The 23,606-nt window shown below is 70.1% G+C and carries 23 protein-coding genes and 3 pseudogenes; 19 read left to right on the top strand and 7 right to left on the bottom strand.

The window, feature by feature from the left end:
* The first annotated feature begins 21 nt into the window (after window positions 1-21).
* The 11 genes and pseudogenes from Atro_RS05270 (at window position 22) to Atro_RS05220 (ending at window position 9,706) form a co-directional block, all read left to right on the top strand.
* On the top strand, window positions 22-606 hold the full coding sequence (locus tag Atro_RS05270) for a hypothetical protein (RefSeq protein ID WP_497926732.1): 585 nt from the start codon (window positions 22-24) through the stop codon (window positions 604-606).
* Window positions 603-1,214: a cob(I)yrinic acid a,c-diamide adenosyltransferase gene (cobO, locus tag Atro_RS05265; RefSeq protein ID WP_497926731.1), complete on the top strand. Its 612-nt coding sequence runs from the start codon at window positions 603-605 to the stop codon at window positions 1,212-1,214. Before Atro_RS05270 ends, cobO begins: the two co-directional genes overlap by 4 nt.
* Before the next feature lie 214 nt (window positions 1,215-1,428).
* Complete coding sequence (locus Atro_RS05260) at window positions 1,429-2,721, top strand: cobyrinic acid a,c-diamide synthase CobB (protein ID WP_497926730.1); 1,293 nt, start codon at window positions 1,429-1,431, stop codon at window positions 2,719-2,721.
* Between the two features lie 27 nt (window positions 2,722-2,748).
* Window positions 2,749-3,399: a 5,6-dimethylbenzimidazole synthase gene (bluB, locus tag Atro_RS05255; protein ID WP_497926729.1), complete on the top strand. Its 651-nt coding sequence runs from the start codon at window positions 2,749-2,751 to the stop codon at window positions 3,397-3,399.
* The gene (cbiB, locus tag Atro_RS05250; protein ID WP_497926728.1) at window positions 3,396-4,304 is read left to right on the top strand and encodes an adenosylcobinamide-phosphate synthase CbiB; all 909 of its coding nucleotides are present in this window, start codon (window positions 3,396-3,398) and stop codon (window positions 4,302-4,304) included. The genes bluB and cbiB overlap by 4 nt, the downstream gene beginning before the upstream one ends.
* Window positions 4,297-5,294, top strand: a pseudogene (gene cobD, locus Atro_RS05245) (threonine-phosphate decarboxylase CobD). The gene cbiB and the pseudogene cobD overlap by 8 nt, the downstream one beginning before the upstream one ends.
* A complete protein-coding gene (locus tag Atro_RS05240) occupies window positions 5,291-6,748 on the top strand; it encodes a cobyric acid synthase (protein WP_497926727.1) in 1,458 nt (485 codons plus the stop codon). The pseudogene cobD and the gene Atro_RS05240 overlap by 4 nt, the downstream one beginning before the upstream one ends.
* Window positions 6,749-6,835: 87 nt before the next feature.
* Complete coding sequence (cobU, locus tag Atro_RS05235; protein ID WP_497926726.1) at window positions 6,836-7,357, top strand: bifunctional adenosylcobinamide kinase/adenosylcobinamide-phosphate guanylyltransferase; 522 nt, start codon at window positions 6,836-6,838, stop codon at window positions 7,355-7,357.
* The gene (gene cobT, locus Atro_RS05230; protein WP_497926725.1) at window positions 7,354-8,412 is read left to right on the top strand and encodes a nicotinate-nucleotide--dimethylbenzimidazole phosphoribosyltransferase; all 1,059 of its coding nucleotides are present in this window, start codon (window positions 7,354-7,356) and stop codon (window positions 8,410-8,412) included. The genes cobU and cobT overlap by 4 nt, the downstream gene beginning before the upstream one ends.
* A complete protein-coding gene (cobC, locus tag Atro_RS05225) occupies window positions 8,409-8,978 on the top strand; it encodes an alpha-ribazole phosphatase family protein (RefSeq protein WP_497926724.1) in 570 nt (189 codons plus the stop codon). The genes cobT and cobC overlap by 4 nt, the downstream gene beginning before the upstream one ends.
* A 2-nt stretch (window positions 8,979-8,980) precedes the next feature.
* Window positions 8,981-9,706: an adenosylcobinamide-GDP ribazoletransferase gene (locus Atro_RS05220; RefSeq protein ID WP_497926723.1), complete on the top strand. Its 726-nt coding sequence runs from the start codon at window positions 8,981-8,983 to the stop codon at window positions 9,704-9,706.
* A 2-nt stretch (window positions 9,707-9,708) separates the two neighbouring features.
* Here the strand turns inward: Atro_RS05220 and Atro_RS05215 are convergent, their stop codons facing one another.
* From Atro_RS05215 to Atro_RS05190, 6 genes and pseudogenes are all read right to left on the bottom strand, one after another.
* Entirely contained in the window at window positions 9,709-10,041 is a 333-nt protein-coding gene (locus Atro_RS05215) for a four-helix bundle copper-binding protein (protein WP_497926722.1), read from the bottom strand.
* A 96-nt stretch (window positions 10,042-10,137) separates the two neighbouring features.
* Window positions 10,138-11,403 (bottom strand): OmpP1/FadL family transporter, encoded by a 1,266-nt coding sequence (locus Atro_RS05210; RefSeq protein WP_497927614.1) that lies wholly within the window; start codon window positions 11,401-11,403, stop codon window positions 10,138-10,140.
* A gap of 325 nt (window positions 11,404-11,728) precedes the next feature.
* Complete coding sequence (locus tag Atro_RS05205; protein ID WP_497926721.1) at window positions 11,729-12,208, bottom strand: hypothetical protein; 480 nt, start codon at window positions 12,206-12,208, stop codon at window positions 11,729-11,731.
* 166 nt (window positions 12,209-12,374) lie between these two features.
* Window positions 12,375-12,524, bottom strand: a complete 150-nt coding sequence (locus Atro_RS05200; protein ID WP_497926720.1) for a hypothetical protein — start codon at window positions 12,522-12,524, stop codon at window positions 12,375-12,377.
* Window positions 12,525-12,597: 73 nt separating this feature from the next.
* Window positions 12,598-13,134: a hypothetical protein gene (locus Atro_RS05195; protein WP_497926719.1), complete on the bottom strand. Its 537-nt coding sequence runs from the start codon at window positions 13,132-13,134 to the stop codon at window positions 12,598-12,600.
* Window positions 13,135-13,363: 229 nt separating this feature from the next.
* Window positions 13,364-14,217 (bottom strand): annotated as a pseudogene (locus tag Atro_RS05190) (sulfurtransferase).
* Window positions 14,218-14,466: 249 nt separating this feature from the next.
* Between Atro_RS05190 and rnd the strand changes: the two are divergent.
* Both rnd and Atro_RS05180 read left to right on the top strand, forming a co-directional pair.
* Window positions 14,467-15,594, top strand: coding sequence for a ribonuclease D (gene rnd / locus Atro_RS05185; RefSeq protein WP_497926718.1), 1,128 nt, complete (start codon window positions 14,467-14,469; stop codon window positions 15,592-15,594).
* Window positions 15,591-15,883 (top strand): annotated as a pseudogene (locus Atro_RS05180) (YcgL domain-containing protein). Before rnd ends, Atro_RS05180 begins: the two are co-directional and overlap by 4 nt.
* Window positions 15,884-15,905: 22 nt before the next feature.
* Here the strand turns inward: Atro_RS05180 and Atro_RS05175 are convergent.
* Complete coding sequence (locus Atro_RS05175; RefSeq protein WP_497926717.1) at window positions 15,906-16,637, bottom strand: FadR/GntR family transcriptional regulator; 732 nt, start codon at window positions 16,635-16,637, stop codon at window positions 15,906-15,908.
* Between the two features lie 373 nt (window positions 16,638-17,010).
* Between Atro_RS05175 and kdgD the strand changes: the two genes are divergently transcribed.
* From kdgD to Atro_RS05145, 6 genes are all read left to right on the top strand, one after another.
* Window positions 17,011-17,922, top strand: a complete 912-nt coding sequence (gene kdgD, locus Atro_RS05170; protein WP_497926716.1) for a 5-dehydro-4-deoxyglucarate dehydratase — start codon at window positions 17,011-17,013, stop codon at window positions 17,920-17,922.
* A gap of 181 nt (window positions 17,923-18,103) precedes the next feature.
* Window positions 18,104-19,369: an MFS transporter gene (locus Atro_RS05165; protein WP_497927613.1), complete on the top strand. Its 1,266-nt coding sequence runs from the start codon at window positions 18,104-18,106 to the stop codon at window positions 19,367-19,369.
* Window positions 19,370-19,450: 81 nt separating this feature from the next.
* Window positions 19,451-20,803 (top strand): glucarate dehydratase, encoded by a 1,353-nt coding sequence (gudD, locus tag Atro_RS05160; RefSeq protein WP_497926715.1) that lies wholly within the window; start codon window positions 19,451-19,453, stop codon window positions 20,801-20,803.
* Between the two features lie 138 nt (window positions 20,804-20,941).
* Window positions 20,942-21,391, top strand: a complete 450-nt coding sequence (locus tag Atro_RS05155) for a YcgN family cysteine cluster protein (RefSeq protein WP_497926714.1) — start codon at window positions 20,942-20,944, stop codon at window positions 21,389-21,391.
* A 106-nt stretch (window positions 21,392-21,497) separates the two neighbouring features.
* Window positions 21,498-22,736, top strand: a complete 1,239-nt coding sequence (locus Atro_RS05150) for a hypothetical protein (protein ID WP_497926713.1) — start codon at window positions 21,498-21,500, stop codon at window positions 22,734-22,736.
* Window positions 22,737-23,144: 408 nt separating this feature from the next.
* The gene (locus Atro_RS05145) at window positions 23,145-23,594 is read left to right on the top strand and encodes a bacteriohemerythrin (RefSeq protein WP_497926712.1); all 450 of its coding nucleotides are present in this window, start codon (window positions 23,145-23,147) and stop codon (window positions 23,592-23,594) included.
* Window positions 23,595-23,606: the final 12 nt, after the last annotated feature.

Genomic DNA, 23,606 nt, shown 5'->3' with positions numbered 1-23,606 from the left:
CACCCAGAAGGAGAACGCAGCATGCTCAACCTGTCTCCCCGCAGCCAGCTGATCGTCGGCGTGGCGCTGGCCCTGCTGATGGCCGTGACCCGTGGTCATCACTTCGCCACCCTCAACCTGCCGAGCGCCTCCTGGGCGGTGTTCTTCCTCGCCGGCGCCCTGCTGCGCCCGCGCTGGGCGTTTCCGGCGCTGTTCCTCGAGGCCTCGCTGCTCGATTTCGTCGCCATCGGCTGGATGGGCGCGAGCGACTGGTGTCTGTCGCCGGCCTACTGGCTGCTGGTTCCGGCCTACGGTTCGCTGTGGCTGGGCGGACGGATCTTCGCCGTTCTGCAGCGCGACAGCCTGGACCGGCTCGACAGTCTGGCCGTGCTCGGCCTGGCGGTGATCGTCAGCGCCTTCGTCGCCTACCTGTTCTCCGGCGGCGGCTTCTACTTCTTCTCCGGCCGCTATCCGGAGCCGACGTTCGTCGGGTTCGTGCAGCGCGTGCTGGATTACTACCCGCGCAACCTGGCCAGCCTGGCGCTCTACGTGGGCCTCGCCGCGGCGCTCTACGCCGGCTTTGCCGCCCGCCTGAAGGCCCGGCACGCGCAGGAAGCTCGCAGATGAGCGAATCGCCGGAGCGGGATGCGCGCCACAAGGCGCGCATGCAGCGCAAGAAGGCGCTGGTCGACGGGAAGATCGCCCAGGCCACCGACGAGCACGGCCTGTTGCTGGTGCACACCGGCAACGGCAAGGGCAAGAGCAGCGCCGCCTTCGGCATGGCCGCCCGCGCCCTCGGCCACGGCCTGCGGGTCGGCGTGGTGCAGTTCATCAAGGGCGCTGCCACCACCGGCGAGGAGGCCTTCTTCCGGCGCTTTCCCGAGCAGGTGCGCTACTACGTGATGGGCGAGGGCTTCACCTGGGAGACCCAGGACCGCCAGCGCGACATCGACAAGGCCTGCGAGGCCTGGGTGGTGGCCCGCGAACTGCTCGGCGATCCGTCGATCGACCTGGTGCTGCTCGACGAGCTGAACATCGCCCTGAAGTACGGCTACCTGGAGCTCGAGCCGCTGCTCGCCGACATCCAGGCGCGGCCGCTGCACCAGCATGTGATAGTGACCGGCCGCGGCGCGCCGCCCGGTCTGATCGAGGCGGCCGACACCGTGACCGAGATGAGCCTGGTCAAGCACGCCTTCCAGGCCGGGGTGAAGGCGCAGAAGGGGATCGAGTTCTGATGCGGCGAGTGGATGTGAGCGGCGTCTGTAGGGTGGGTAACGGCGCAGCCTTACCCACCGTAAGGTCAATGGTGGAAAACGCTGCGCGGTTTTCCACGGGGTGGCCATCCACCCTACGGCCGCTCGGCACTGTTGTCGGCGCGAGTGGATTCGCGATGACGGAAGGCGTGGCCGTCTCGTTGGCGTCCTGCCGTGGGCGCGGCGGGGTGCATCGATGAACGAGCGCCGCTGCCCGGCCCTGCTGATCGCCGCCCCGGCCTCCGGCCAGGGCAAGACCACCGTCACCGCTGCTCTGGCCCGCCATCACGCCAACCGCGGCCGGCGCGTGCGGGTGTTCAAGTGCGGCCCGGATTTCCTCGATCCGATGATCCTCGCCCGCGCCTGCGGCGCGCCGGTGCACCAGCTCGACCTGTGGATGGTCGGCGAGGCCGAGTCGCGGCGCCTGCTCTGGGAGGCGGCCGGGGAGGCCGACCTGATCCTGATCGAGGGGGTGATGGGCCTGTTCGACGGCGCGCCGTCCGCCGCCGATCTGGCGCGGCGCTTCGGCGTGCCGGTGCTGGCGGTGATCGACGCCGCGGCCATGGCCCAGACCTTCGCCGCCATCGCCCACGGCCTGGCCACGTTCCAGCCCGACTTGCCGTTCGCCGGGGTGCTGGCCAACCGGGTCGGCAGCGCCCGCCACGGCGAGATCCTCCAGGGCAGCCTGCCGGCGCACCTCCCCTGGTACGGCGCGCTGCCGCGCAGCGCCGGGATCGAGCTGCCGAGCCGCCACCTGGGGCTGGTCCAGGCCGGCGAGCTGGCCGATCTCGACGCCCGCCTGGACGCCGCCGCCGAGGCCCTGGCCGCCAGCGCCGGCACCGACCTGCCGCCGCCGGTGGCTTTCGCCGTGCCCGCGCCGGCGGCGCCCGAGCCGCTGCTCGCCGGGGTACGCATCGGCGTGGCGCGCGACGCCGCCTTCGCCTTCCTCTATCAGGCCAACCTGCAGCTGCTCGAACGGCTCGGCGCCGAGCTGGCGTTCTTCTCGCCGCTGGACGATGCCGCGTTGCCGGCGGTCGACAGCCTGTACCTGCCGGGCGGCTATCCGGAGCTGCATCTGGACCGGCTGGCCGGCAATGCGCCGTTGCGCGCGGCGATCCGCGCCCACCACGAGGCCGGCAAGCCGATCCTCGCCGAATGCGGCGGCATGCTCTACCTGCTCGACGGCCTGACCGATCTGGACGGCCGGCGCGCGCCCATGCTCGGCCTGCTGCCCGGCGAAGCCCGGATGCAGCCGAAGCTGGCTGCCCTGGCGCTGCAGGAGGTCGAGCTGGACGGCGCGTGCCTGCGCGGGCACAGCTACCACCATTCCACCCTGGCCTGCGCGCTGACGCCCGTCGCCCACGGCGAATGCCCCAACTACCGGCGCACCGCCGAGGCGGTCTACCGCCGCGGCCGGCTGACCGCCAGCTACATCCATTTCTACCTGCCCTCGGCACCGCAGGCGGCCGCCGCGCTGCTGCGACCCTGAGGCGCGGGCGAATCCACAGGACTTGCGATGAATCCACACGCCTTCAGCGAAACCGAGCGTGCCGCGGTCTACCGCGCCATCGCCGAACGCCGCGATATGCGCCACTTCAGTACCGGCAGCGTGGCGCCGGAACTCCTGGCGCGGCTGCTCAATGCCGCGCACCAGGCGCCCAGCGTCGGCCTGATGCAGCCCTGGCGCTTCATCCGCATCACCGATCCGCAGCTGCGCCGGCGCATCCAGGCGCTGGTGGAGGCCGAGCGGCTGCGCACCGCCGAAGCCCTCGGCGAGCGTGCCGATGAGTTCATGCGGTTGAAGGTCGAGGGCATCGGCGACTGCGCCGAACTCTTGGTCGGCGCATTGATGGATGGCCGCGAGGCGCACGTCTTCGGCCGCCGCACCCTGCCGCAGATGGACCTCGCCTCGCTGTCCTGCGCCATCCAGAACCTCTGGCTGGCCGCCCGCGCCGAAGGCCTGGGCATGGGCTGGGTGTCGCTGTTCGAGCCGCGGGCGCTCGGCGAACTGCTCGGCCTGCCGCCCGGCGCCGAGCCGGTGGCGCTGCTCTGCCTCGGTCCGGTGGCGGGCTTCTACCCGCGGCCGATGCTGGTCGAGCAGGGCTGGGCCAAGGAGAAGCCTTTGGCCGAACTGGTCTTCGAGAACCGCTGGGGGGCGCGTCCATGAGCCTGGGATTGAGCCTGCTCGCCGGCGTGGCGCTGGATGCGGTCCTCGGCGAGCCGCGGCGTTTCCATCCGCTGGTCGGCTTCGGCCGGCTGGCCGCTACCCTGGAGGCGCGCTTCAATGCGGCGGGGCACGGACGTCGCCTCGACGGTCTGCTCGCCTGGGCCCTGGCAGTGCTGCCGCCGACCCTGCTCGCCGGCCTGCTGACGCAATTGCCGCTGGTCGGCGAGCTGCTGGCGATCCTCGCCCTCTACGCCGCGCTCGGCCTGCGCAGCCTGGGCGAACACGCCCGGCCGGTGCTGGAGGCGCTGCAGCGCAGCGACCTGGCGGCGGCGCGCCGCGGCGTGGGCCGGGTGGTCAGCCGCGACACCTCGGCGCTGGATGCCGGCGGCGTGGCCCGCGCGGCCAGCGAGTCGCTGCTGGAGAACGGCAGCGACGCGGTGTTCGCCACGCTGTTCTGGTTCGTCGTGGCCGGCGCGCCGGGGGTGGTGCTGCACCGCCTGGCCAATACCCTGGACGCCATGTGGGGCTACCGTACGCCGCGCTTCGAGCGCTTCGGCTGGGCCGCGGCGCGGATCGACGATCTCCTCAACTATGTCCCGGCGCGCCTCGCCGCGCTGACCTACGCGCTGCTCGGCAGGACGCGCCTCGCCCTGGCCTGCTGGCGCCGTCAGGCGCCGCTGTGGGACAGCCCCAACGCCGGCCCGGTGATGGCCGCCGGCGCCGGCGCGCTGGGCGTCGAGCTGGGCGGCGCGGCGGTCTACCACGGCGCGCGGCACGAGCGCCCGACCCTCGGTGCCGGCGGCCCGGCTGATGCCGGGACCATCGCCGCGGCCTGGCGCCTGCTCCAGCACGGCGTGCTGCTCTGGCTGGCGCTCGTCCTGCTCGGAGACTGGCTGCATGCTTGAGCACGGCGGCCGTCTGCGCGCCGCGGCGCAGCGCTACGGCATCCCGCCGGGCGACTGGCTCGACCTGTCCACCGGCATCGCCCCCGAGCCCTGGCCCGTGCCGGCCATCCCGCTCGATGCCTGGGCGCGCCTGCCGGAGGAGGACGACGGCCTGGCCGAGGCCGCCGGCGCCTGTTACGGCGCCGCCCATGCCTTGCCGGTGGCCGGCAGCCAGGCGGCGATCCAGGCGCTGCCGGCGCTGTTCGCGCCAGCGCGGGTCGGCGTGCTGGCGCCGAGCTACGCCGAGCATGCCCAGGCCTGGCAACGCGCCGGTCACCGGCTGATCCATCTGGCTGGCGGGGAGATCGAGGCGCGCCTCGACGAACTCGATATGCTGGTGCTGGCCAATCCCAACAACCCCACCGGCGAGCGCTTCGAGCCGTCCCGGCTGCTCGACTGGCAGGCCCGGCTGGCCCGCCGTGGCGGCTGCCTGCTGGTCGACGAGGCGTTCATGGACTGCACGCCCGAAGACAGCCTGGCGGCCTACAGCCGGCGGCCGGGCTGGTCGTGCTGCGCTCGTTCGGCAAGTTCTTTGGCCTGGCCGGCATCCGCCTGGGTTTCGTGCTGGCCGAGGCGACGCTGCTGGCGCGGCTGCACGAGCGCCTCGGCCCCTGGACGGTCGGCGGCCCGGCGCGGGCGCTGGGCCGGCAGGCGCTGGGACCGGCCAGCAGTGCGGCGCGCGCACAGCGTGCCGGCCAGCTGCAGGCGGCAGGGCAGCGGCTGGCCGGGCTGCTGAGCGCGCAGGGGCTGGCGCCGGACGGCGGCACCGCGCTGTTCCAGTGGGTGCGCACGCCCGAAGCCATGCGGCTGCACGACTTTCTCGCCCGCCGCGGCATCCTCGTGCGCCTGTTCGAGACGCCCGCCAGCCTGCGCTTTGGCCTGCCGGCGGACGATGCCGGCTGGCAGCGCCTGACCCGGGCGCTGGCCGACTACCAGAAGGAAACGACATGACCACCCTGATGGTGCAGGGCACCACCTCCGACGCCGGCAAGAGCACCCTGGTGACCGCGCTGTGCCGCTGGCTGGCGCGCCAGGGCGTGGCGGTGGCGCCGTTCAAGCCGCAGAACATGGCGCTGAACAGCGCCGTCACCTTGGACGGCGGCGAGATCGGCCGCGCCCAGGCGGTGCAGGCCCAGGCCTGCGGCCTCGCCCCGCACACCGACATGAACCCGGTGCTGCTCAAGCCCAATACCGACACCGGCGCCCAGGTGATCGTCCATGGCCGCGCCATCACCTGCATGGACGCCGCCGCCTACCACGACTACAAGCGCGTGGCCCGCGAGGCGGTGCTGGTCTCGCATCGGCGCCTCGCCGCGCAGTACGCCGTGGTGATGGTCGAGGGCGCCGGCTCGCCGGCGGAGATCAACCTGCGCGCCAACGACATCGCCAACATGGGCTTCGCCGAAGCGGTCGACTGTCCGGTGATTCTCGTCGCCGACATCGACCGGGGCGGGGTGTTCGCCCATCTGGTCGGCACCCTAGCGCTGCTCTCCGAGACCGAGCAGGCGCGCGTGCAGGGCTTCGTGATCAACCGCTTCCGCGGCGATCTGGCGCTGCTGCAGCCGGGTCTCGATTGGCTGGAGGCGCGCACCGGCAAGCCGGTACTGGGCGTGTTGCCCTACCTGCACGACCTGCACCTGGAGGCCGAGGACGCCATCGACGATCGCCAGGTGGCCAAGGCCGGCGAGCGCCTGAAGGTGGCGGTGCCGGTGCTGCCGCGGATCAGCAACCACACCGACTTCGATCCGCTGCGCCTGCACCCGCAGGTGGAGCTGACTTTCGTCGGCCCCGGCCAGCCGTTGCCGCCTTCAGACCTGATCGTGCTGCCCGGCTCGAAGAGCGTGCGCAGCGACCTGGCCTTCCTGCGCGCGCAGGGCTGGGAAGAGTCGATCCGCCGCCATCTGCGCTACGGCGGCAAGGTCCTCGGCATCTGCGGCGGGATGCAGATGCTCGGTGGCGAGATCGCCGACCCGCTGGGCCTGGAGGGCGCGCCGGGGGAAAGCCGGGGCCTCGGCCTGCTGGCGCTGGACACCGTGCTGGAGGCCGAGAAGCAGCTGCGCAACGTGCGCGGCCATCTGGCCCTGGAGGGCGCAGCGGTCGCGGGCTACGAGATCCACGCCGGGGTCAGCCGCGGCGCCGGCCTCGAACGGCCGGCGGTCGGGCTCGACGACGGACGCAGCGACGGCGCGCTGAGCGCGGACGGCCAGGTGCTCGGCACCTACCTGCACGGCCTGTTCGAGTCGCCCGCGGCGTGCAGCGCGCTGCTGCGCTGGGCCGGCCTGGGCGAGGTGGTCACTCCCGACTACCACGCCCTGCGCGAGCGCGACATCGAGCGCCTGGCCGATCTGGTCGAGGCGCATCTGGATACAGTGCGGCTGCGCGAGCTGTGCGGGCTGCCCGGATGACCACGGGGCCGCACTGCGCCCATGGTGGGAAATGCCTGCGGCAGTTTCCCAGCCTACGCAACACGCAACGAATCGAGAGGCATCACGATGCATGAACTGATCCTCGGCGGCGCCCGCTCCGGCAAGAGCCGCCTGGCCGAGCGCTTGGCTGCGGAGTCCGGATTGGAGGTGACCTATGTCGCCACCGCCCGAGCACTGGACGGCGAGATGGCCGCGCGCATCGCCCATCACCGCCAGCGGCGGCCGGCCGGCTGGGCGCTGGTCGAGGAGCCGCTGGCGCTGGCCCGGGTGCTGCGCGAGCAGGCCGGGGAGGGGCGTTGCCTGCTGGTCGACTGCCTGACCCTCTGGCTGACCAACCTGCTGCTGGCCGACGACCCGGCATGCCTGGCGCGCGAGCGTGATGCGCTGCTCGAGTGCCTGCCGCAACTGCCCGGACGGCTCATCCTGGTCAGCAACGAGACCGGCCTTGGCGTGGTGCCGCTGGGCGAGCTGAGCCGGCGCTACGTGGACGAGGCCGGCTGGCTGCACCAGGCCCTGGCCGAACGCTGCGGGCGGGTGCTGTTCTGCGTCGCCGGCCTGCCCATGACCCTCAAGGGAGATCCTCTATGAATCACGACTGGTGGCAAGCTGCCGCCCGCCCATTGGACGAGACGGCCCGCGCCCTGGCCGGCGTCCGCCAGCAGCAACTGACCAAGCCGCGCGGTTCGCTGGGCCGCCTGGAGCAGCTGGCGATCCACCTGGCTGCCCTGCAGGGCCGCGAGCGGCCGGTCGTCGAGCGCCTGTGGATCGCCATCTTCGCCGGCGACCATGGCGTGGCGGAGGAGGGCGTGTCGCCCTATCCGCAGGCGGTGACCGGGCAGATGCTGCGCAACTTCGCCGCCGGCGGCGCAGCGATCAGCGTGCTGGCCCGCCAGCTCGAGGCCGAGCTGGAGTTGATCGACCTCGGCACCGCCGAGCCCTTGGAGCCACCGCCGGCCGGCGTGTGCCGCCTGCACCTGGGGCGCGGCACGGCGAATTTCCTCCAGGGGCCGGCGATGAGCGCCCAACAGGGCCGCGACGCACTCGCCGCCGGGCGCGACAGCGTGCGGCGCGCGATGGCGGCCGGTGCGCAGCTGTACATCGGCGGCGAGATGGGCATCGGCAACACCAGTTCGGCCAGCGCCCTGGCCTGCGCCCTGCTGGAGCGTCCGGCGACGGCGCTGGTCGGGCCGGGCACCGGGCTGGACGCCGCCGGAGTGGCGCGCAAGATCGCGGTCATCGAGCGCGCCCTGATGCTGCATGGCGCGCAGGCCGGCGAGCCGCTGGAGATCCTCCGACGTCTCGGCGGCTTCGAGATCGCCGCGCTGGCCGGCGCCTACCTGGCCTGCGCCCAGGAGGGCCTGCCGGCGCTGGTGGACGGCTTCATCTGCAGCGTGGCAGCGCTGCTCGCCGTGCGCCTGAATCCAGCCTGCCGCGACTGGCTGCTGTTCGCCCACTGCGGCGCCGAGCCGGGCCACCGCCGGGTGCTCGAGGCGCTGGCTGCCGAACCGCTGCTGGAGCTCGGCCTGCGCCTGGGCGAGGGCAGCGGCGCGGCGCTGGCGGTGCCGCTGCTGCAGCTGGCCTGCCGGCTGCACGGCGAGATGGCCACCTTCGCCGAGGCGGCTGTGGCGGATGCCGGCCGATGACCCTGCATCTCGATCTGCTGCGCCATGGCGAAACCGAATGCGGCGGCGGCTTTCGCGGCAGCCTGGACGATGCGCTGACGGATGCGGGCTGGGCGCAGATGCGCGCGGCGGCTGCCGAAGCCGGTCCCTGGGATCTGCTGGTCAGCTCGCCGCTGCGCCGCTGCGCCGCTTTCGCCAGCGAGCTGGCCGCCGCGCAGAGCCTGCCGCTGCGCCATGAGGCGGACTTGCGCGAGCTGCACTTCGGCGCCTGGGAGGGCCGCAACGCCAGCGAGCTGATGCGTAGCGACGCCGAGGGACTGGGGCGCTTCTGGGACGATCCCTACGCCTTCACCCCGCCGGACGGCGAGCCGCTGGCAGATTTCGAGGCGCGGGTACTGGACGCCGTCGAGCGGCTGCGCCGCGACTGCGCCGGCCGCCGCCTGCTGCTGGTCACCCACGGCGGGGTGATGCGCCTGCTGCTGGCCCGCGCCCGCGGCTTGCCGCGCCGCGCGTTGCTGCAGGTGACGGTGGCCCACGGCGCGCTGCACCGCCTGCGCCTGGACGGGCCGGACTGGCGGGAGCTGTGAGGATGCCGCTGCTGATCGCCCTGCAGTTCCTCACCCGTCTGCCGGCCCATCTGCCCGGCATGCCGGCGCCGCAGCAGCTGGGCCGCTCGCTGCTCTGGTATCCGCCGGTCGGGCTGCTGCTCGGCGCGTTGCTGCTGCTCCTGCACGGGCTGTTGGACGGTGCGCCGGCGCCGCTGCACGCGGCGCTGCTGCTCGCCGCCTGGGTCGGGCTGAGCGGGGCGCTGCACCTGGACGGCCTGGCCGACAGCGCCGACGCCTGGGTCGGCGGCTTCGGCGACCGCGAACGCACCCTGGCGATCATGAAGGACCCGCGCAGCGGGCCGATCGCCGTGGTGGTGCTGCTCGTCGTGCTGCTGCTGAAGTTCGCCGCGCTCTTGGCGCTGCTGGACGAGGGCGCCGGCGCGGCGCTGCTGCTGGCGCCGCTGCTCGGCCGTAGTGCGCTGCTGGCGCTGTTTCTCTCGACGCCCTACGTGCGTCCCGGCGGCCTCGGCCAGGCTCTCGCCGAGCACCTGCCGCGACAGGCGGCCCGTTGGGTGCTGCTGGGCGTGGCGGCGGCCTGCCCGCTGCTGTTCGGCGGCGCCGGGCTGCTCGCGCTGCTGCTGGCCACAGCGCTGTTCCTCTGGCTGCGCCAGTGCCTGCTGGCGCGCCTCGGCGGCACCACCGGCGACACCGCCGGGGCGCTGCTCGAACTGCTGGAGTGCGCGGTGGTGGTCGGGCTGGCGCTGTAGGCCTACGCCGCCTCGCCCAGCGCCTCGCACTCGTCGGCGCAGTGCTGGCAGGTCTGCGCGCACTCCTGGCATTGCGGCAGGCGATGCACGGCGCACTCCTCGGCGCAGGCGAGACAGAGGCGCGCGCAGAGGCCGCACAGGGCGGTAGCCCACTCGCTTTCCCGGGCCATCAGCCGGGCGGTCAGGCGGCAGAGATCGGCGCAGTCGCGGTTGAGTTCGATGCAGCGGTGCAGGTGTGGGTCGGCGGCCTGCCGGCAGGCTTCGGCGCAGGTGTCGCAGGCCACGGCGCAGGCGCTGCAGGCGCGGATGCAGGTCGCATAGTCGACAAAGGCCATGGTGTTTTCCGAAGGGATGAATGCCACCGGTTGACCCAAACGCCTCGGCGAGGTTCGCGGCAAGCGATGGATGGCGAAATACGCCCTGCCAGCCGCTCAAAGTCGGTAATTCAGCTGCGCGCCGAAGATGTTCACGGAGTTTTCGTAAACGGCGTTGTAGCTGCCCTGGGCCGGATGATCGCGAACGCTATGGGTGGCCCTGGCATCCTTTTCATGCACAAACATATAGGCCAGATCCAGGGTCAGGTCGGGATGCGGGGTCCAGGCCAGGCCGAGGCTGAAGAGCTGCCGGTCGTCGTTGGGGATGCGCAGCGAGCGGTTCGCGTTGCGGATCGGTGTCTGGTCGAGGGCGAAGCCGGCGCGAAGCGTCCACTGCGGACTCGACCGGTAGGCGGCGCCAATGGCGTGGAGCCAGGCGTTGTGCCAGTCCTGCTCTTCGGTGACCGTGTCCAGGTTCGAGGCGAGCAGGCCACCTACGCCGCGGTTTTCCACGGTGATGTCGTCCTGCCGGCTCCAGCGGGTCCAGGTGGAGCCGGCATACAGCGTCCAGCGCTCGCCCAGTTGCTGGGTGAGCGACAGTTCGAGCATTTCCGGGGTGGTCAGATCCAGCTTGGCGCGATACTTCCCGGCCGAGGAGCCCAGCACCCGGCCGGGGCCGGAAACCCGGGTATGGCCTTCCAGGTGGTAGACGACTTTGGAGTGATAGGTCAGCCCGACGCGGGTCTGGGGCGTAATCGCGTAGAGCACGCCGAGGTTGTAGCCCAGGGCGACATCGTCGCCTTCGATCCTGATCCGGCCGTCGTTGCGTCCGGGCGAGAGCGGATTGAGCAGCGCGGAGCTCAGCTCGCCGTTGACGTGATTGAAGGTCGGACCAAAGCCGATGGAGAGCTGGTCGTTCAGCCGATAGCTCAGCGTCGGCTGCAGCGTATATACCTTGACCTCGCTGCGATTGGCGTAATAGCGACCCTGGAAGTCGCCCTCGTAATCGGTGATCAGGCCGAAGGGGGCATAGGCACCCACGCCGAAGCTCCAGCGCTCGCCCAGCGGCTTGATGTAGTAGCCCAGCGGCACGACGCTGAACGGAACCATGTCGCCCTCGTTGCTGCCGGGGAAGGAACCGCTGGCATGCTCGATGTCGCTGTGGGCGTCGATCAGGGCGAAGCCGCCGGCGACCTGTTCGCGTTGCAGGTGGGACATGCCTGCCGGGTTGCCGAACAGGATGGTGGCATCCTCGGCCGCCGAGGAACGGCCGGCGAAGGCGGTCCCCATGCCGCTCACGCTCTGTTCGTTGAGGGCGTAGCCGCTGGCCAGGGTGGCGGTGGGGGCTGCGCAGACGGCGACGGCAAGGGCCGTTCCGCACAGGGACTTGACTGGGCGGACTCCCGAGCGATGGCGCCGAGGCAAGGCTCCCCGATGACGAGAAGCGCTTGGCTGGTTGTCCTTGGAGCCGAACGCTTGACGTCGGATCAGCCGGATCAGCCGGATCAGCCGGACGGCCGGTTGGCATGCCGCCCGCCTCAGGCAGGGCCGGAACAGGCCTAGGACAGGTTCGCTGGTTGCAATGCCCATAAGGACCTCGCATGAGGAGGTGACCGGTGAGTCCGGTCATGGGATACCGGTGGCATACCACGCTGGTTCTTCCCAGGCGTTAGAGTCGACTCAAGCACAGCGGCGCGGCCGGCTGCTTTCAGGCCGCCTGGCTGAAGCCGCCGATGCAGCGCTGCCAGGCATTGAGGAATTCCTGGGGCTTGCTGTTCGGCTGGAACACGTCGCACCAGATCCGCGCCAGCCCGGGCAGGTCGTCGGCGTCGGGCAGCGACGGGATCTGCGACTCCACCAGCAGCCAGGCGATGGCGGTGGCATAGCGCAGGTTGACGGTCAGCTCCAGGTGCGGGGCGATCAGGAAGGCGTGCTGGCTGGCCAGCCCGCGGACATGGCTGGCCAGCTCGGGATTCAGCGCCAGGTAACGGTCCCAGAGCCTCAGGTGGCTGACGGCGCGGATGCCGTAGAGACCGTGGCCGTGCGGCTGGTGCAGGGCCGCGCCGAGCGCCGACTCGGTGGCCGCGGTGCCCAGCAGCAGGGCCTCGGCGGCGGCGGAGGGGCGCCCGAGATAGAGCAGGGTCGGGCGGATCACGTGCTGGCTCAGTTCGCTGGCTGCAATGCCCATATGGACCTCGCATGGGAAAAGGCGAACGGCGAGCCTTCGGTGGCCTGTGTGCTCCGGGTGACCGGCCGGTTGCGCTGCCCGAGTCCTTGCCGATGCGTTGCCGCTCCCCTTCAGGGGTTGGAGCCCGCTAGCGCATCGCTTCGGACGTCGCTCGCCCGTCGCCTGGTCAACCGCACAGGACGCCAGCCTCGGCCGCCAGGTCGAGCCGGCTTCGCCGCCGATGGGGGAGGGGCGCCGGCTGGCGCTCCACCGACCGCGGCTGGGCATGGGGCTCGAAGGCGACGTGCAGGCACGGCAGCCCGGATACCGGTCGCATGCGCCATGCCGATCATGGCGCTATTGTTGGATGTAACGGCTACCCTCGGTCGACCCGGGCAGGGGAGTGAGGTTCACTGGCAAGTGACGGATGGCCGAAGGGGCTGTTCGAGGTTGCCGTCCTGACCGGCACCGGACGCCCTGGATGTGCCGCCGATGCAGCGCCGCCAGGCATCGAGGAACTGTTGCGGCTGGCTGTTCGGCTGGAACACGTCGCACCAGATCCGCGCCAGTCCGGGCAGGTCGTCGGCGCCGGGCAGCGGCAACTGCTGCGCCTCCACCAGCAGCCAGGCGATGGCGGTGGCGTAGCGCAGGTTGACGGTCAGCTCCAGGTGCGGGGCGATCAGGAAGGCGTGCTGGCTGGCCAGGCCGCGGACATGGCTGGCCAGATCCGGATTCAGCGCCAGGTAACGGTCCCAGAGCTGCAGGTGGCTGGCCTCGCGGATGCCGTAGAGGCCGTGGCCGGAGTGCTGGTGCAAGGCCGCGCCGAGCGCCGACTGGGTGGCCGCGGTGCCCAGCAGCAGGGCTTCGGCGGCGGCGGAGGAGCGTCCCAGGTAGAGCAGGGTCGGCCGGATCACGTGCTGGCTCAGTTCGCTGGCTGCAATGCCCATGGTGCATCTCGCAAGGAAAGGTGTCCGGCAGGGCGTCATCGGTCCGTAAAGGGCCTCGCCGGGAGCGGGAATGCGGAGTCTTGTGGCGCTCCGCTGACCGCTCGAGTTGAAGTGTAGTGCGACCTTTGGTCTGTAAACTGCTGTTTTTAAATTATTTCCATTGAGGCGCTCGCAGCTATATAGCGACCGGTGCTTAGACCGGCCGCTGAAAGACCCTCGGCGAAGCGGCTCAATCCCCCGTGGCGACCGGCCTGGAGCGATCGGTCAGCCATTCGCTCCAGGAGCCGGCGTAGAGCGGCGCCAGCGGATAGCCGGCGAGGCTCAGGGCGAACAGGTTGTGGCAGGCGGTGACGCCCGAGCCGCAGTAGGCCACCAACTGTTCGACGGGGCGCTCGCCGAGAAAGGCGGCGAAGCGCTCGCGCAGTTGCTCGGCCGGCAGGAAGCGGCCGTCGGCGCCGAGATTCTCGGTGAAGGGCGCGCAGCGGGCGCCGGGATGTGGCCGGCGACCGGGTCGAGGGGCTCCACCTCGCCGCGGAAACGAGGCAGGGCGCGGGCGTCGAGCAGGGTCAGGCGCGCATCGCCGAGGCGCTCCAGCAGGCTCTGCGCATCGACCAGCAGGCCGGCGTCGGGCTGGCCGCGGAAGGTGCCGGCCAGCGGGGCGGGCAGTTCGGCGCTCAGCGGCAGGCCGGCGGCGCGCCAGGCGTTCAGGCCGCCGTCGAGGAGGAACACCCCGTCGCGCTTGCCGAGCCAGGCGAGCAGCCACCAGGCGCGGGCGGCGAAGGCACCGGGACCGTCGTCGTAGAGCACCACCGGGCTGGCGTCGTCGATGCCCCAGGCGCGCAGGCGCTCGACCAGCAGGGCCGGATCGGGCAGCGGATGGCGGCCGGTCACGCCTTTCTGCACCGGGCCGGAGAGGTCGCGTTCGAGGTCGGCGAAGCGGGCGCCGGGGATGTGCGCCTCGGCGTAGCTGCGCGCGCCGTAGGTCGGGTCCTCGAGGGCGAAGCGGCAGTCGAGGATGCGCAGCTCGGGCTGGTCGAGACGCTCCGCCAGCTGGGCGGGACTGAGCAGTTGGGCATGGGACATGGGGGCTCCTTGTCGTTCGGTGAAGGAATTTCCAGAGCTGGCGAGTCTGCGGCCTGCCGCGGCAAACGCCAAGCCGTCCGGCTTGGCGGCCGATGCCGTTTGGCCGGGGCCGGGGGCGCTGGATATACTGCATGCCCTCTAGCGGCCCTGCGCCGCATTTCGCAGGACGGATGCTGCCGTGCCAGCCGTGTCCGGCGTCGGGCCCGCCCCGATGCGGCGCGCTTGCCGCGGCCTCAACAAGGAGCCTTCGTGGCCATCGACATTCACTGGATCCGCGACGACGCCAGCCTCGCCAGCCACTGCGCGCGCTGGCGGCAGTTGCCCTTCGTCGCCCTCGATACCGAATTCGTGCGGGTCGACACCTTCTATCCGCAGACCGGCCTGGTGCAGGTCGGCGACGGTCGCAGCGCCTACCTGATCGACCCGCTGACCATCGGCGACTGGCGGCCGCTGGCCGAGCTGCTGGAGGACCCGGCGGTAGTCAAGGTGCTGCACGCCTGCAGCGAAGATCTGGAGGTGCTGCTGCGCCTGACCGGCAGCCTGCCGCAGCCGCTGTTCGACACCCAGCTGGCCGCCGCCTACCTGAACCTCGGCTTTTCCATGGGCTATTCCCGGCTGGTCCAGGCGGTGCTGGGCATCGAACTGCCCAAGGGCGAGACCCGCTCCGACTGGCTGCAGCGCCCACTGAGCGAGCTGCAGATCCGCTACGCCGCCGAGGACGCCGTGCACTTGGCGGAGCTCTACGTCGCACTTTCCGCGCGGCTGCCCGAGGACAAGCGCGCCTGGACCCTGGAGGACGGCGCCGAACTGGTCGCTGGCCTGCGCCGCGAGGTGGCACCCGAGGAGCTCTACCGCGAGGGGCGCCTGGCCTGGAAGCTGAGCCGCCAGCAGCTCGCCGTGCTGCGCGAGCTGTACGCCTGGCGCGAGCGCGAGGCGCGCCGGCGCGACCAGCCGCGCAACCGCATCCTGCGCGAGCACAGCCTGTGGCCGCTGGCGCGTTTCCAGCCGACCGACCTGGTCGGCCTCGGGCGCATCGAGGACATGCACCCGCGCACGGTGCGCCAGGACGGCGAGTTCCTGCTCCGCTTGATCCGCGAAAGCGGTGCGACGCCGTCGGAGAGCTGGCCCGAGCCGTTGCCCGAGCCGCTGCCGATGGAGGCCGCGGGGCTGCTCAAGAAGCTGCGGGCGGTCGGTCAGGCCGAGGCCGCGCGCCTGCAGATCGCCCCGGAGCTGGCGCTGCGCAAGAAGATTCTCGAAGCCCTGCTGAAAAGCGGCTTCCCCAACGGCCCCTATCGCTTGCCCGACACGCTGCGCGGTTGGCGCCGTGAGCGGATGGGCCAGACCCTGCTCGACTGCCTCGGCGGAGAACGACCATGAAACGCATCTGTTCCATCTACAAGAGCCCGCGGCGCCGGGAGATGTATCTCTACGTGGAGAAGAAGGACGCCCTGGCGCGGGTGCCCGAAGCCCTGCTGGCGGCCTTCGGTACGCCGCAGCACGCCTTCGACCTGGTGCTCTCGCCCGAGCGCACGCTGGCCGCGAGGACATCCACAAGGTGCTGGAGAACCTCGGGAAGCAGGGCTACCACCTGCAGATGCCGCCGCCCGAGGAGGAGTACATCGAGCACCTGCCGGAGGAGCTGCTGCGGATGAACGACCCGGTGTGAGCCGGGTGGCCGCGCTTCGCCGTCACTCGTCCGGCGCGAAGCGCTCGCGGCTGTTGCTCAGGTGGGTCCACATGGCGGCTCTGGCCGCGTCCGGATCCTGCCGGCGGATGGCCAGCAAGATGGCTTCGTGCTCCAGGTTGGCCAGATAGCCGAGACGGGCCAGCTCCTTGCCGCCCTGCGCGCCGGAGTCGATCCGGTTGCGTGGAATCAGGGCCTCGCCCAGGTGGCGCATGATCTCGCCGAAATAGGGATTGCCGGTGGCTTCGGCGATCAGCAGGTGGAAGCGCCGGTCCGCTTCCACACAGCTCCGGGCGCCGGCCAGCGCATCCTGATAGTCGTCCAGCGCCTGGCGCATCGCCGTCAGCTGTTCCTCCGTGCGCCGCCGGGCGGCCAGGGCGACCGCCTGGCTTTCCAGGCCGAGGCGCAGTTCCAGAATGTTATGCATGCCGAGCGCCGTTTCGACGTTCAGGCCCAGTGCCGTCTGCGGCTTGCGCTCCAGCACGAAGGTGCCGATGCCGTGACGGGTCTCGACCAGCCCCGAGGCCTGCAGTTTCGAGAGGGCCTCGCGCACGACCGTGCGGCTGACGCCCTGTTCGCGGACGATCTCGCTTTCCGAGGGCAGCTTGTCGCCCGGGCCGAGTTTGCCCAGCAGGATGCGCTGGGTGAGTTCCGTGACCAGATCGTGGGCGAGGCTGCGCGAGCGCTTGCGCGGCGCGGCGACAGGGGCGGTGTCGGGTGTGTTCGTGCGGTCCAAATGAGTGTTTTCCATCGGCAAAGACCTGACCTTGGCGGCCAACTGCGCCGAGGGTACGCCAGAACGCGTGCCGCTGGCACTCCGAACATGTCATACATGTATGACGACATATAGGTCGCTGCACTGGCCGAGAGCCTTGCTCCGAACGGGCGGCGGCCCGTGGCAAACCCTCTAGCCGGTTCGAGCTAGGCTGCGGTCATCCATGGCTTGCGGCGCATTGTGCGGGCGTTGCGTTCTGCAGGGCTGCGGGTGGGCGGACGAAAAGCTTGTCGGACATCTTGCGGTATTTTGAAGACTGCTTGTATGATGACTGTCAAGCAGCTGCAGCTTGTCGTGCTCATCAACAATAACCCCCAACGCAGGACGATCCGCCATGACTCCCCAGGAACTCAAGTCCATCCTCTCCTCCGGGCTGCTGTCCTTCCCGGTCACCGATTTCGATGCCGCCGGCAACTTCAACGCCGAATCCTACGCCCGCCGCCTGGAGTGGCTGGCGCCCTACGGCGCCAGCGCGCTGTTCGCCGCCGGCGGCACCGGCGAGTTCTTCTCGCTGGACCTCGACGAGTACCCGCAGATCATCAAGACCGCGGTCGACACCTGCGCCGGCAGCGTGCCGATCCTCGCCGGCGTCGGTGGCCCGACCCGCCAGGCCATCCACATGGCCCAGGAGGCCGAGCGCCTGGGCGCCAAGGGCCTGCTGCTGCTGCCGCACTACCTGACCGAAGCCAGCCAGGAAGGCGTCGCCGCCCACGTCGAGGCGGTCTGCAAGGCGGTGAAGATCGGCGTGGTGGTCTACAACCGCAACGTCTGCCGGCTGACCCCGACGCTGCTCGAGCAGCTGGCCGAGCGCTGCCCGAACCTGATCGGCTACAAGGACGGTCTGGGCGACATCGAGCTGATGGTGTCGATCCGCCGCCGCCTGGGCGAGCGCTTCACCTACCTGGGCGGCCTGCCGACCGCCGAGGTCTTCGCCGCGGCCTACAAGGCGCTGGGCGTGCCGGTGTATTCCTCGGCGGTGTTCAACTTCATTCCGCGTACCGCGATGGAGTTCTACAAGGCCGTCGCCGCCGACGACCACGTCACCGTGGGCAAGATCATCGACGACTTCTTCCTGCCGCTGCTGGAGATCCGCAACCGCCGCGCCGGTTACGCGGTGAGCATGGTCAAGGCCGGGGTGAAGATCGTCGGCCACGATGCAGGTCCCGTGCGCGCGCCGCTGACCGACCTGCTGCCCGACGAGTACGAGCGCCTCGCCGCGCTGATCAGGAAGCTCGGCCCGCAGTGATGCGACAGCCCGGCCGCCTCCGGCAGGCCGGGCTGTCGTCTGCACCCCCGCATAAAAACAATCAGTGGGAGACTCACTCGTGAACCACGCCTCCAATGCCGGCGCCGGCCCCGTCGCCGATCCGACGCTGCAATCGGCCGTCGCCAAGGTCAAGCGCCATATCCTGCCGCTGTTCGTCGTCATGTTCATCGTCAACTACATCGATCGGGTGAACATCGGCTTCGTCCGTACCCAGATGGAGACCGACCTGGGCATCGGCGCCGCGGCCTTCGGCTTCGGCGCCGGCCTGTTCTTCATCGCCTACGCCCTTTTCGAAGTGCCTTCCAACCTGTTGCTGCAAAGGATCGGCGCGCGTGCCTGCCTGACCCGCATCATGATCAGCTGGGGCCTGGTCGCCACGGCGATGGCCTTCATCCAGAACGAAACCCACTTCTACATCCTGCGCTTCTTGCTGGGCATCGCCGAAGCGGGCTTCTTCCCCGGGGTGATCTACTACTTCACCCTCTGGCTGCCGGGCGCCGAGCGCGGCAAGGCCATCGCCATCTTCCTCAGCGGTTCGGCGCTGGCTTCCGTGATCTCCGGCCCGCTGGCCGGCCTGCTGCTGCAGATCGACGCGTTCGGTTGGCAGAGCTGGCGGTGGATGTTCTTCATCGAAGGCATGGCCTCGGTGCTGCTCTGCGGTTTCGTCTGGTTCTGGCTGGACTCCAGGCCGCACGACGCCAAGTGGCTGGAGCGTGCCGAGCAGGATGCCCTGGTCGCGGCCATCGACGAGGAACAGCGCGCCCGCGAGGCGGCGACCGGCGCCGCGACCGGCAGCAAGCCGTCGATCTGGACGCTGCTCAAGGATGTCCAGATCTTCCTGTTCTGCCTGATCTTCTTCTGCGTCCAGCTGACCATTTACGCCGCCACCTTCTGGCTGCCCACGATCATCAAGCGGATGGGCGACCTGAACAGCGTCGAGGTCGGCTTCTTCAACTCGATTCCCTGGCTGATCTCGATCGTCGCCATGTACGCCTTCGCCCGGCTGGCCGCCCGCTGGCGGTTCCAGCAGGCCTGGGTCGCCACGGCGCTGCTGATCGCCGCCCTGGGAATGTTCGCCTCCACCACCGGCGGGCCGGTCTTCGCCTTCGTCTCCGTGTGCTTCGCGGCCATCGGCTTCAAGGCGGCCTCCTCGCTGTTCTGGCCGATTCCCCAGGGCTATCTGGACGCGCGCATCGCCGCCGGCGTGATCGCCCTGATCAACTCGGTGGGCAACCTCGGCGGCTTCGTCGCGCCGACCACCTTCGGCCTGCTCGAACACTACACCGGCTCCATCCAGGGCGGCCTCTACGGACTGGCCGCGACCTCGGTGCTGGCGGCCATCGTGGTGTTTTTCGCGCGCACCCAGCCCGGCCCCCGCGACGACTCCGGGCTGCCCGGGATGCGGCTGAGCCGGTCCCACGCCTGAGACCAGACCCCGCCCGTGCCCGCCGTCTCCGGCGCGGCACGGGACGGAATCCAGACCCCACAGCCTTTACAGGAATCCAACATGACCGTTTCGACTTCCCACGTAGCCGGCAAGGCCCCCGTCATCACCGGCATGCAGGTCATCCCGGTGGCCGGCCACGATTCCATGCTGTTCAACCTGAGCGGCGCCCACGGCCCGTACTTCACCCGCAACATCGTCATCCTCCAGGACAACGCCGGCCACACCGGGGTCGGCGAGGTCCCCGGCGGCGAAGGCATCCGCCAGACCCTGGAGGACGCCCGCAGCCTGCTGATCGGCCAGCCGATCGGCCAGTACCAGAAGATCCTCAACCAGGTGCGCCAGGCCTTCGCCTCGCGCGATGCCGGCGGCCGCGGCCTGCAGACCTTCGACCTGCGCATCACCATCCACGCGGTGACCGCCCTGGAAGCGGCGCTGCTCGATCTGCTCGGCCAGTTCCTCGAGGTGCCGGTGGCGGCCCTGCTCGGCGAAGGTCAGCAGCGCGACGAGGTGGAGATGCTCGGCTACCTGTTCTACGTCGGTGACCGCCGGAAGACCGATCTGCCTTACCGCGGCGAGCCCGAGGCCGACAACGACTGGTTCCGGGTGCGCAACGAGGAAGCCCTGACCCCGGAGGCGGTGGTCCGCCTGGCCGAGGCGGCGCATGCGCGCTACGGCTTCCAGGACTTCAAGCTCAAGGGCGGCGTGCTGCGCGGCGAGGAGGAGATCGAGGCGGTCACCGCGCTGGCCGAGCGCTTCCCCGAGGCGCGCGTCACTCTCGACCCCAACGGCGGCTGGCTGCTCAAGGACGCCATCCGCCTGTGCCGCGACATGCACGGCGTGCTGGCCTACGCCGAGGATCCCTGCGGCGCCGAGGACGGCTACTCCGGCCGCGAGGTGATGGCCGAGTTCCGCCGCGCCACCGGCCTGCCCACCGCGACCAACATGATCGCCACCGACTGGCGGCAGATGGGTCATGCCATCCAGCTGCAGTCGGTGGACATCCCGCTGGCCGACCCGCACTTCTGGACCATGCAGGGCTCGGTGCGGGTGGCGCAGCTGTGCCACGAGTGGGGCCTGACCTGGGGTTCGCATTCGAACAACCACTTCGACATCTCGCTGGCCATGTTCACCCACGTCGCCGCCGCGGCGCCGGGCAAGATCACCGCCATCGACACCCATTGGATCTGGCAGGACGGCCAGTGCCTGACCAGGGAGCCGCTGCAGATCGTCGGCGGCAAGGTCAAGGTGCCGCAGAAGCCGGGCCTGGGCCTGGAAATCGACATGGACCAGCTGAACAAGGCCCACGAGCTGTACAAGGGCATGGGCCTCGGCGCGCGCGACGACTCCGTCGCCATGCAGTACCTGATCCCCGGCTGGCGCTTCGATAACAAGAAGCCCTGTCTGGTCCGCTGACCGATCGGGACCGGCATCCGCCGATGCCGGAGCGGGCGGCCGCCGCATGCGCGGCGACCGCCCGCCGCGCCGCTCTTGGCCGGAAGCCCGCCAGTGGCTAGACTGCCGGCCTTTTCGGCACAGGTGGCGGTAGTTCCCATGGCGGCGAAAGTCGAACCCTTCTGGAAGCGCAAGACCCTCGACCGGCTCGACGCCGGGGAGTGGGAGTCTTTGTGCGACGGCTGCGGCCTATGCTGCCTGCAAAAGCTCGAGGACGAGGAAGACGGCGGCGTCTACTACACGCGCATCGCCTGCCGCCTGCTCGATCTGGAGACCTGTCGCTGCCGCGACTACGCCAACCGTCGCCAGTCGGTTCCCGACTGCATCCAGCTCACCGCGGCCCAAGCGGGCGAATTCCAGTGGCTGCCGCCGACCTGCGCCTATCGCCTGCTCGCCGAAGGCAAGGACCTGCCGCTTTGGCACCCGCTGGTCTGCGGCGATCCCCAGGCGGTGCACCGCGAGCGGATTTCCCAGGCCGGACGCATGCTCAGCGAAACCTCGGTGGCCGAGGACGACTGGGAGGACTACCTGATCTTCCGCGCCGGCTGATACCTGCCGGCGGCTCCAGGCCGAGCCTGGCAGGATGTTCAGCAGCTTTCTTCGCACCCGGCTTGCCGGCACACTGGTGCTGTCCGTTCCGCCAAGGAGTCCGCCCATGCCTGCCTGCCCGAAGCTGCCGTTCTGCGCTGTCCTGCTGGTCACGACCGTCCCGTCCTGGGCGGCCGACAAGGTCGCTCTGGATTACCACGTGCGCTTTGTGCCGGAGCGCGACCAGGCCGAGGTACGCCTGACCCTGGAGCAGGGCAGTGCGGTCCGCAGCCTGCGCTTCGATCTGGGCGAGCAGGGCCGCTACAGCGATTTCCAGACCGACGGGCAATGGCAGCAGCAGGAGCCCGGCAGCGGCACCTGGCTACCCGCGGAAGGCAGGAGCAGCCTGAGCTACCGGATGCGGGTCAGCCATGCGCGCGCCTCCGGGCGCTTCGATGCGCGGATGACCGACGACTGGGCCTTGCTGCGCGGCGATGACCTGGTGCCCAGCGCCCATCTGGTCCAGCAGGACGGCGTGCAGTTGGTCGCGCGCCTGGAGTTCGAGCTGCCCGAAGGCTGGCAGAGCGTCGAGAGCGGCTGGCCGCGGATCGGCAAGAACCGTTTCCGCATCGACAACCCGGCGCGCCGCTTCGATCGGCCGACCGGCTGGCTGCTCGCCGGCAAGCTCGGGACCCGGCGGGCGACCCTGGGCGACAGCGAGGTCAGCGTGGCGGCGCCGCTCGGCGAGAGGATGCGGCGGATGGACATCCTGACCCTGTTGACCTTCGTCTGGGACGAATACCAGGCCGTGTTCCTCCGCGAGCCGGACAAGCTGCTGGTGGTCGGCGCCGGCAACCCGATGTGGCGCGGCGGCCTGTCGGCGCCCAACTCCCTGTACCTGCACGCCGACCGTCCCTTGGTCAGCGAGAACGGCACCAGCTCCCTGCTGCACGAACTGGTGCACGTGTTCGCCCGGATTCGCGATACCGACGAAAGCGACTGGATCAGCGAGGGACTGGCCGAGTACTACGCCATCGAGCTGCTGCGGCGTGCCGGCGGCCTCAGCGAGGATCGCTACGAGCGCATTCGCCAGCAGCTGACCCGCTGGAGCCGCCAGGTCGAGACCTTGCGCGGCGAGCGGGTCAGCGGGGCGGCGACCGCCCGTGCCGTGCTCCTGCTGCAGGCGCTCGACGCCGAGATCCGCGCGCGCAGCGAGAATCGCCATTCGCTGGACGATGTGGTGCGGGGGGTGGTCCGCATGGAACGGGTCAATACCGGCGACTTCGTCGCCATCACCGAAAACCTCATGGGCGGCAAGTCGCAGGTGCTGGATACGCCCTTGCTGGCAGCCCGGGCCGAACGCTGAAAACCGCCTGTTCATGCTCCGCCGCGCGCCGCTCATGCGGCGTCGCAAGCCGCTGGCGCTTGATGCGCCCGGCACGGTGCCGAAGGGGCGGGCGAGGCGCCTCATGCGCCTTTGACGCTCGTGAATGCCGCTTCCTGCAGCCGATTTCGCTTGGCTCGAGTCTGGTTTCCCGGAGCGTAAACGGGATACCGAGAAAAAGTTCGATTTTGTGCGGTTCGTTACAAAAGTGAACGCTTTTGTGATCTTTGCATCAGTCGTGGGCGCGGAATGATCGCTTGGTCGTCAAGAAATCTTTCCAGACCTGCCATTATTCGCGTGACATTAAAATGACATCATTCGGCATGTGAATTGCAGGACTCCGGGAGGCGTTACTGACTGCTTTTCTGTCTTGCCGAGGTGCGTGCAAAAATGGCTTACAACATCAACTGGTCAGCCGAGTTCGAAACCGGGATCGACATCATCGACGATCAGCACAAGCGTATCTTCGACTACCTGCAAGAGATCGATCAGGCGATTGCCCAACGGTCGGTCCCGGAGATCGAGCGGGTCATCAAGGCGATCATCGACTACTCCATTTCCCACAACACCTTCGAGGAAAGCCTGATGGAAAAGGCCGGCTATCCGCTGCTCGAGGCCCATCACCAGGTGCACGAGCGCTTCAAGGAACGCGCCTATGCCTACGGTGCGCGTTTCGAGAAGGGCGAGGACCCGATCCGCCTGGCGCGGGAGGTGCGCAGCGACATCGGGCTGTGGCTGACCAACCACATCAAGCGCGACGACAAGCACTACGTGAGCGACGTGAAGAAAAGCCTCGAAGGCGGCTTCGTCTCGCGCATGCTGGCCAAGTTCTTCAACTGACCGCGCATCCGC

It is taken from the genome of Azotobacter tropicalis (assembly GCF_059739045.1).
This window is presented reverse-complemented; position numbering and strand designations above follow the sequence as displayed.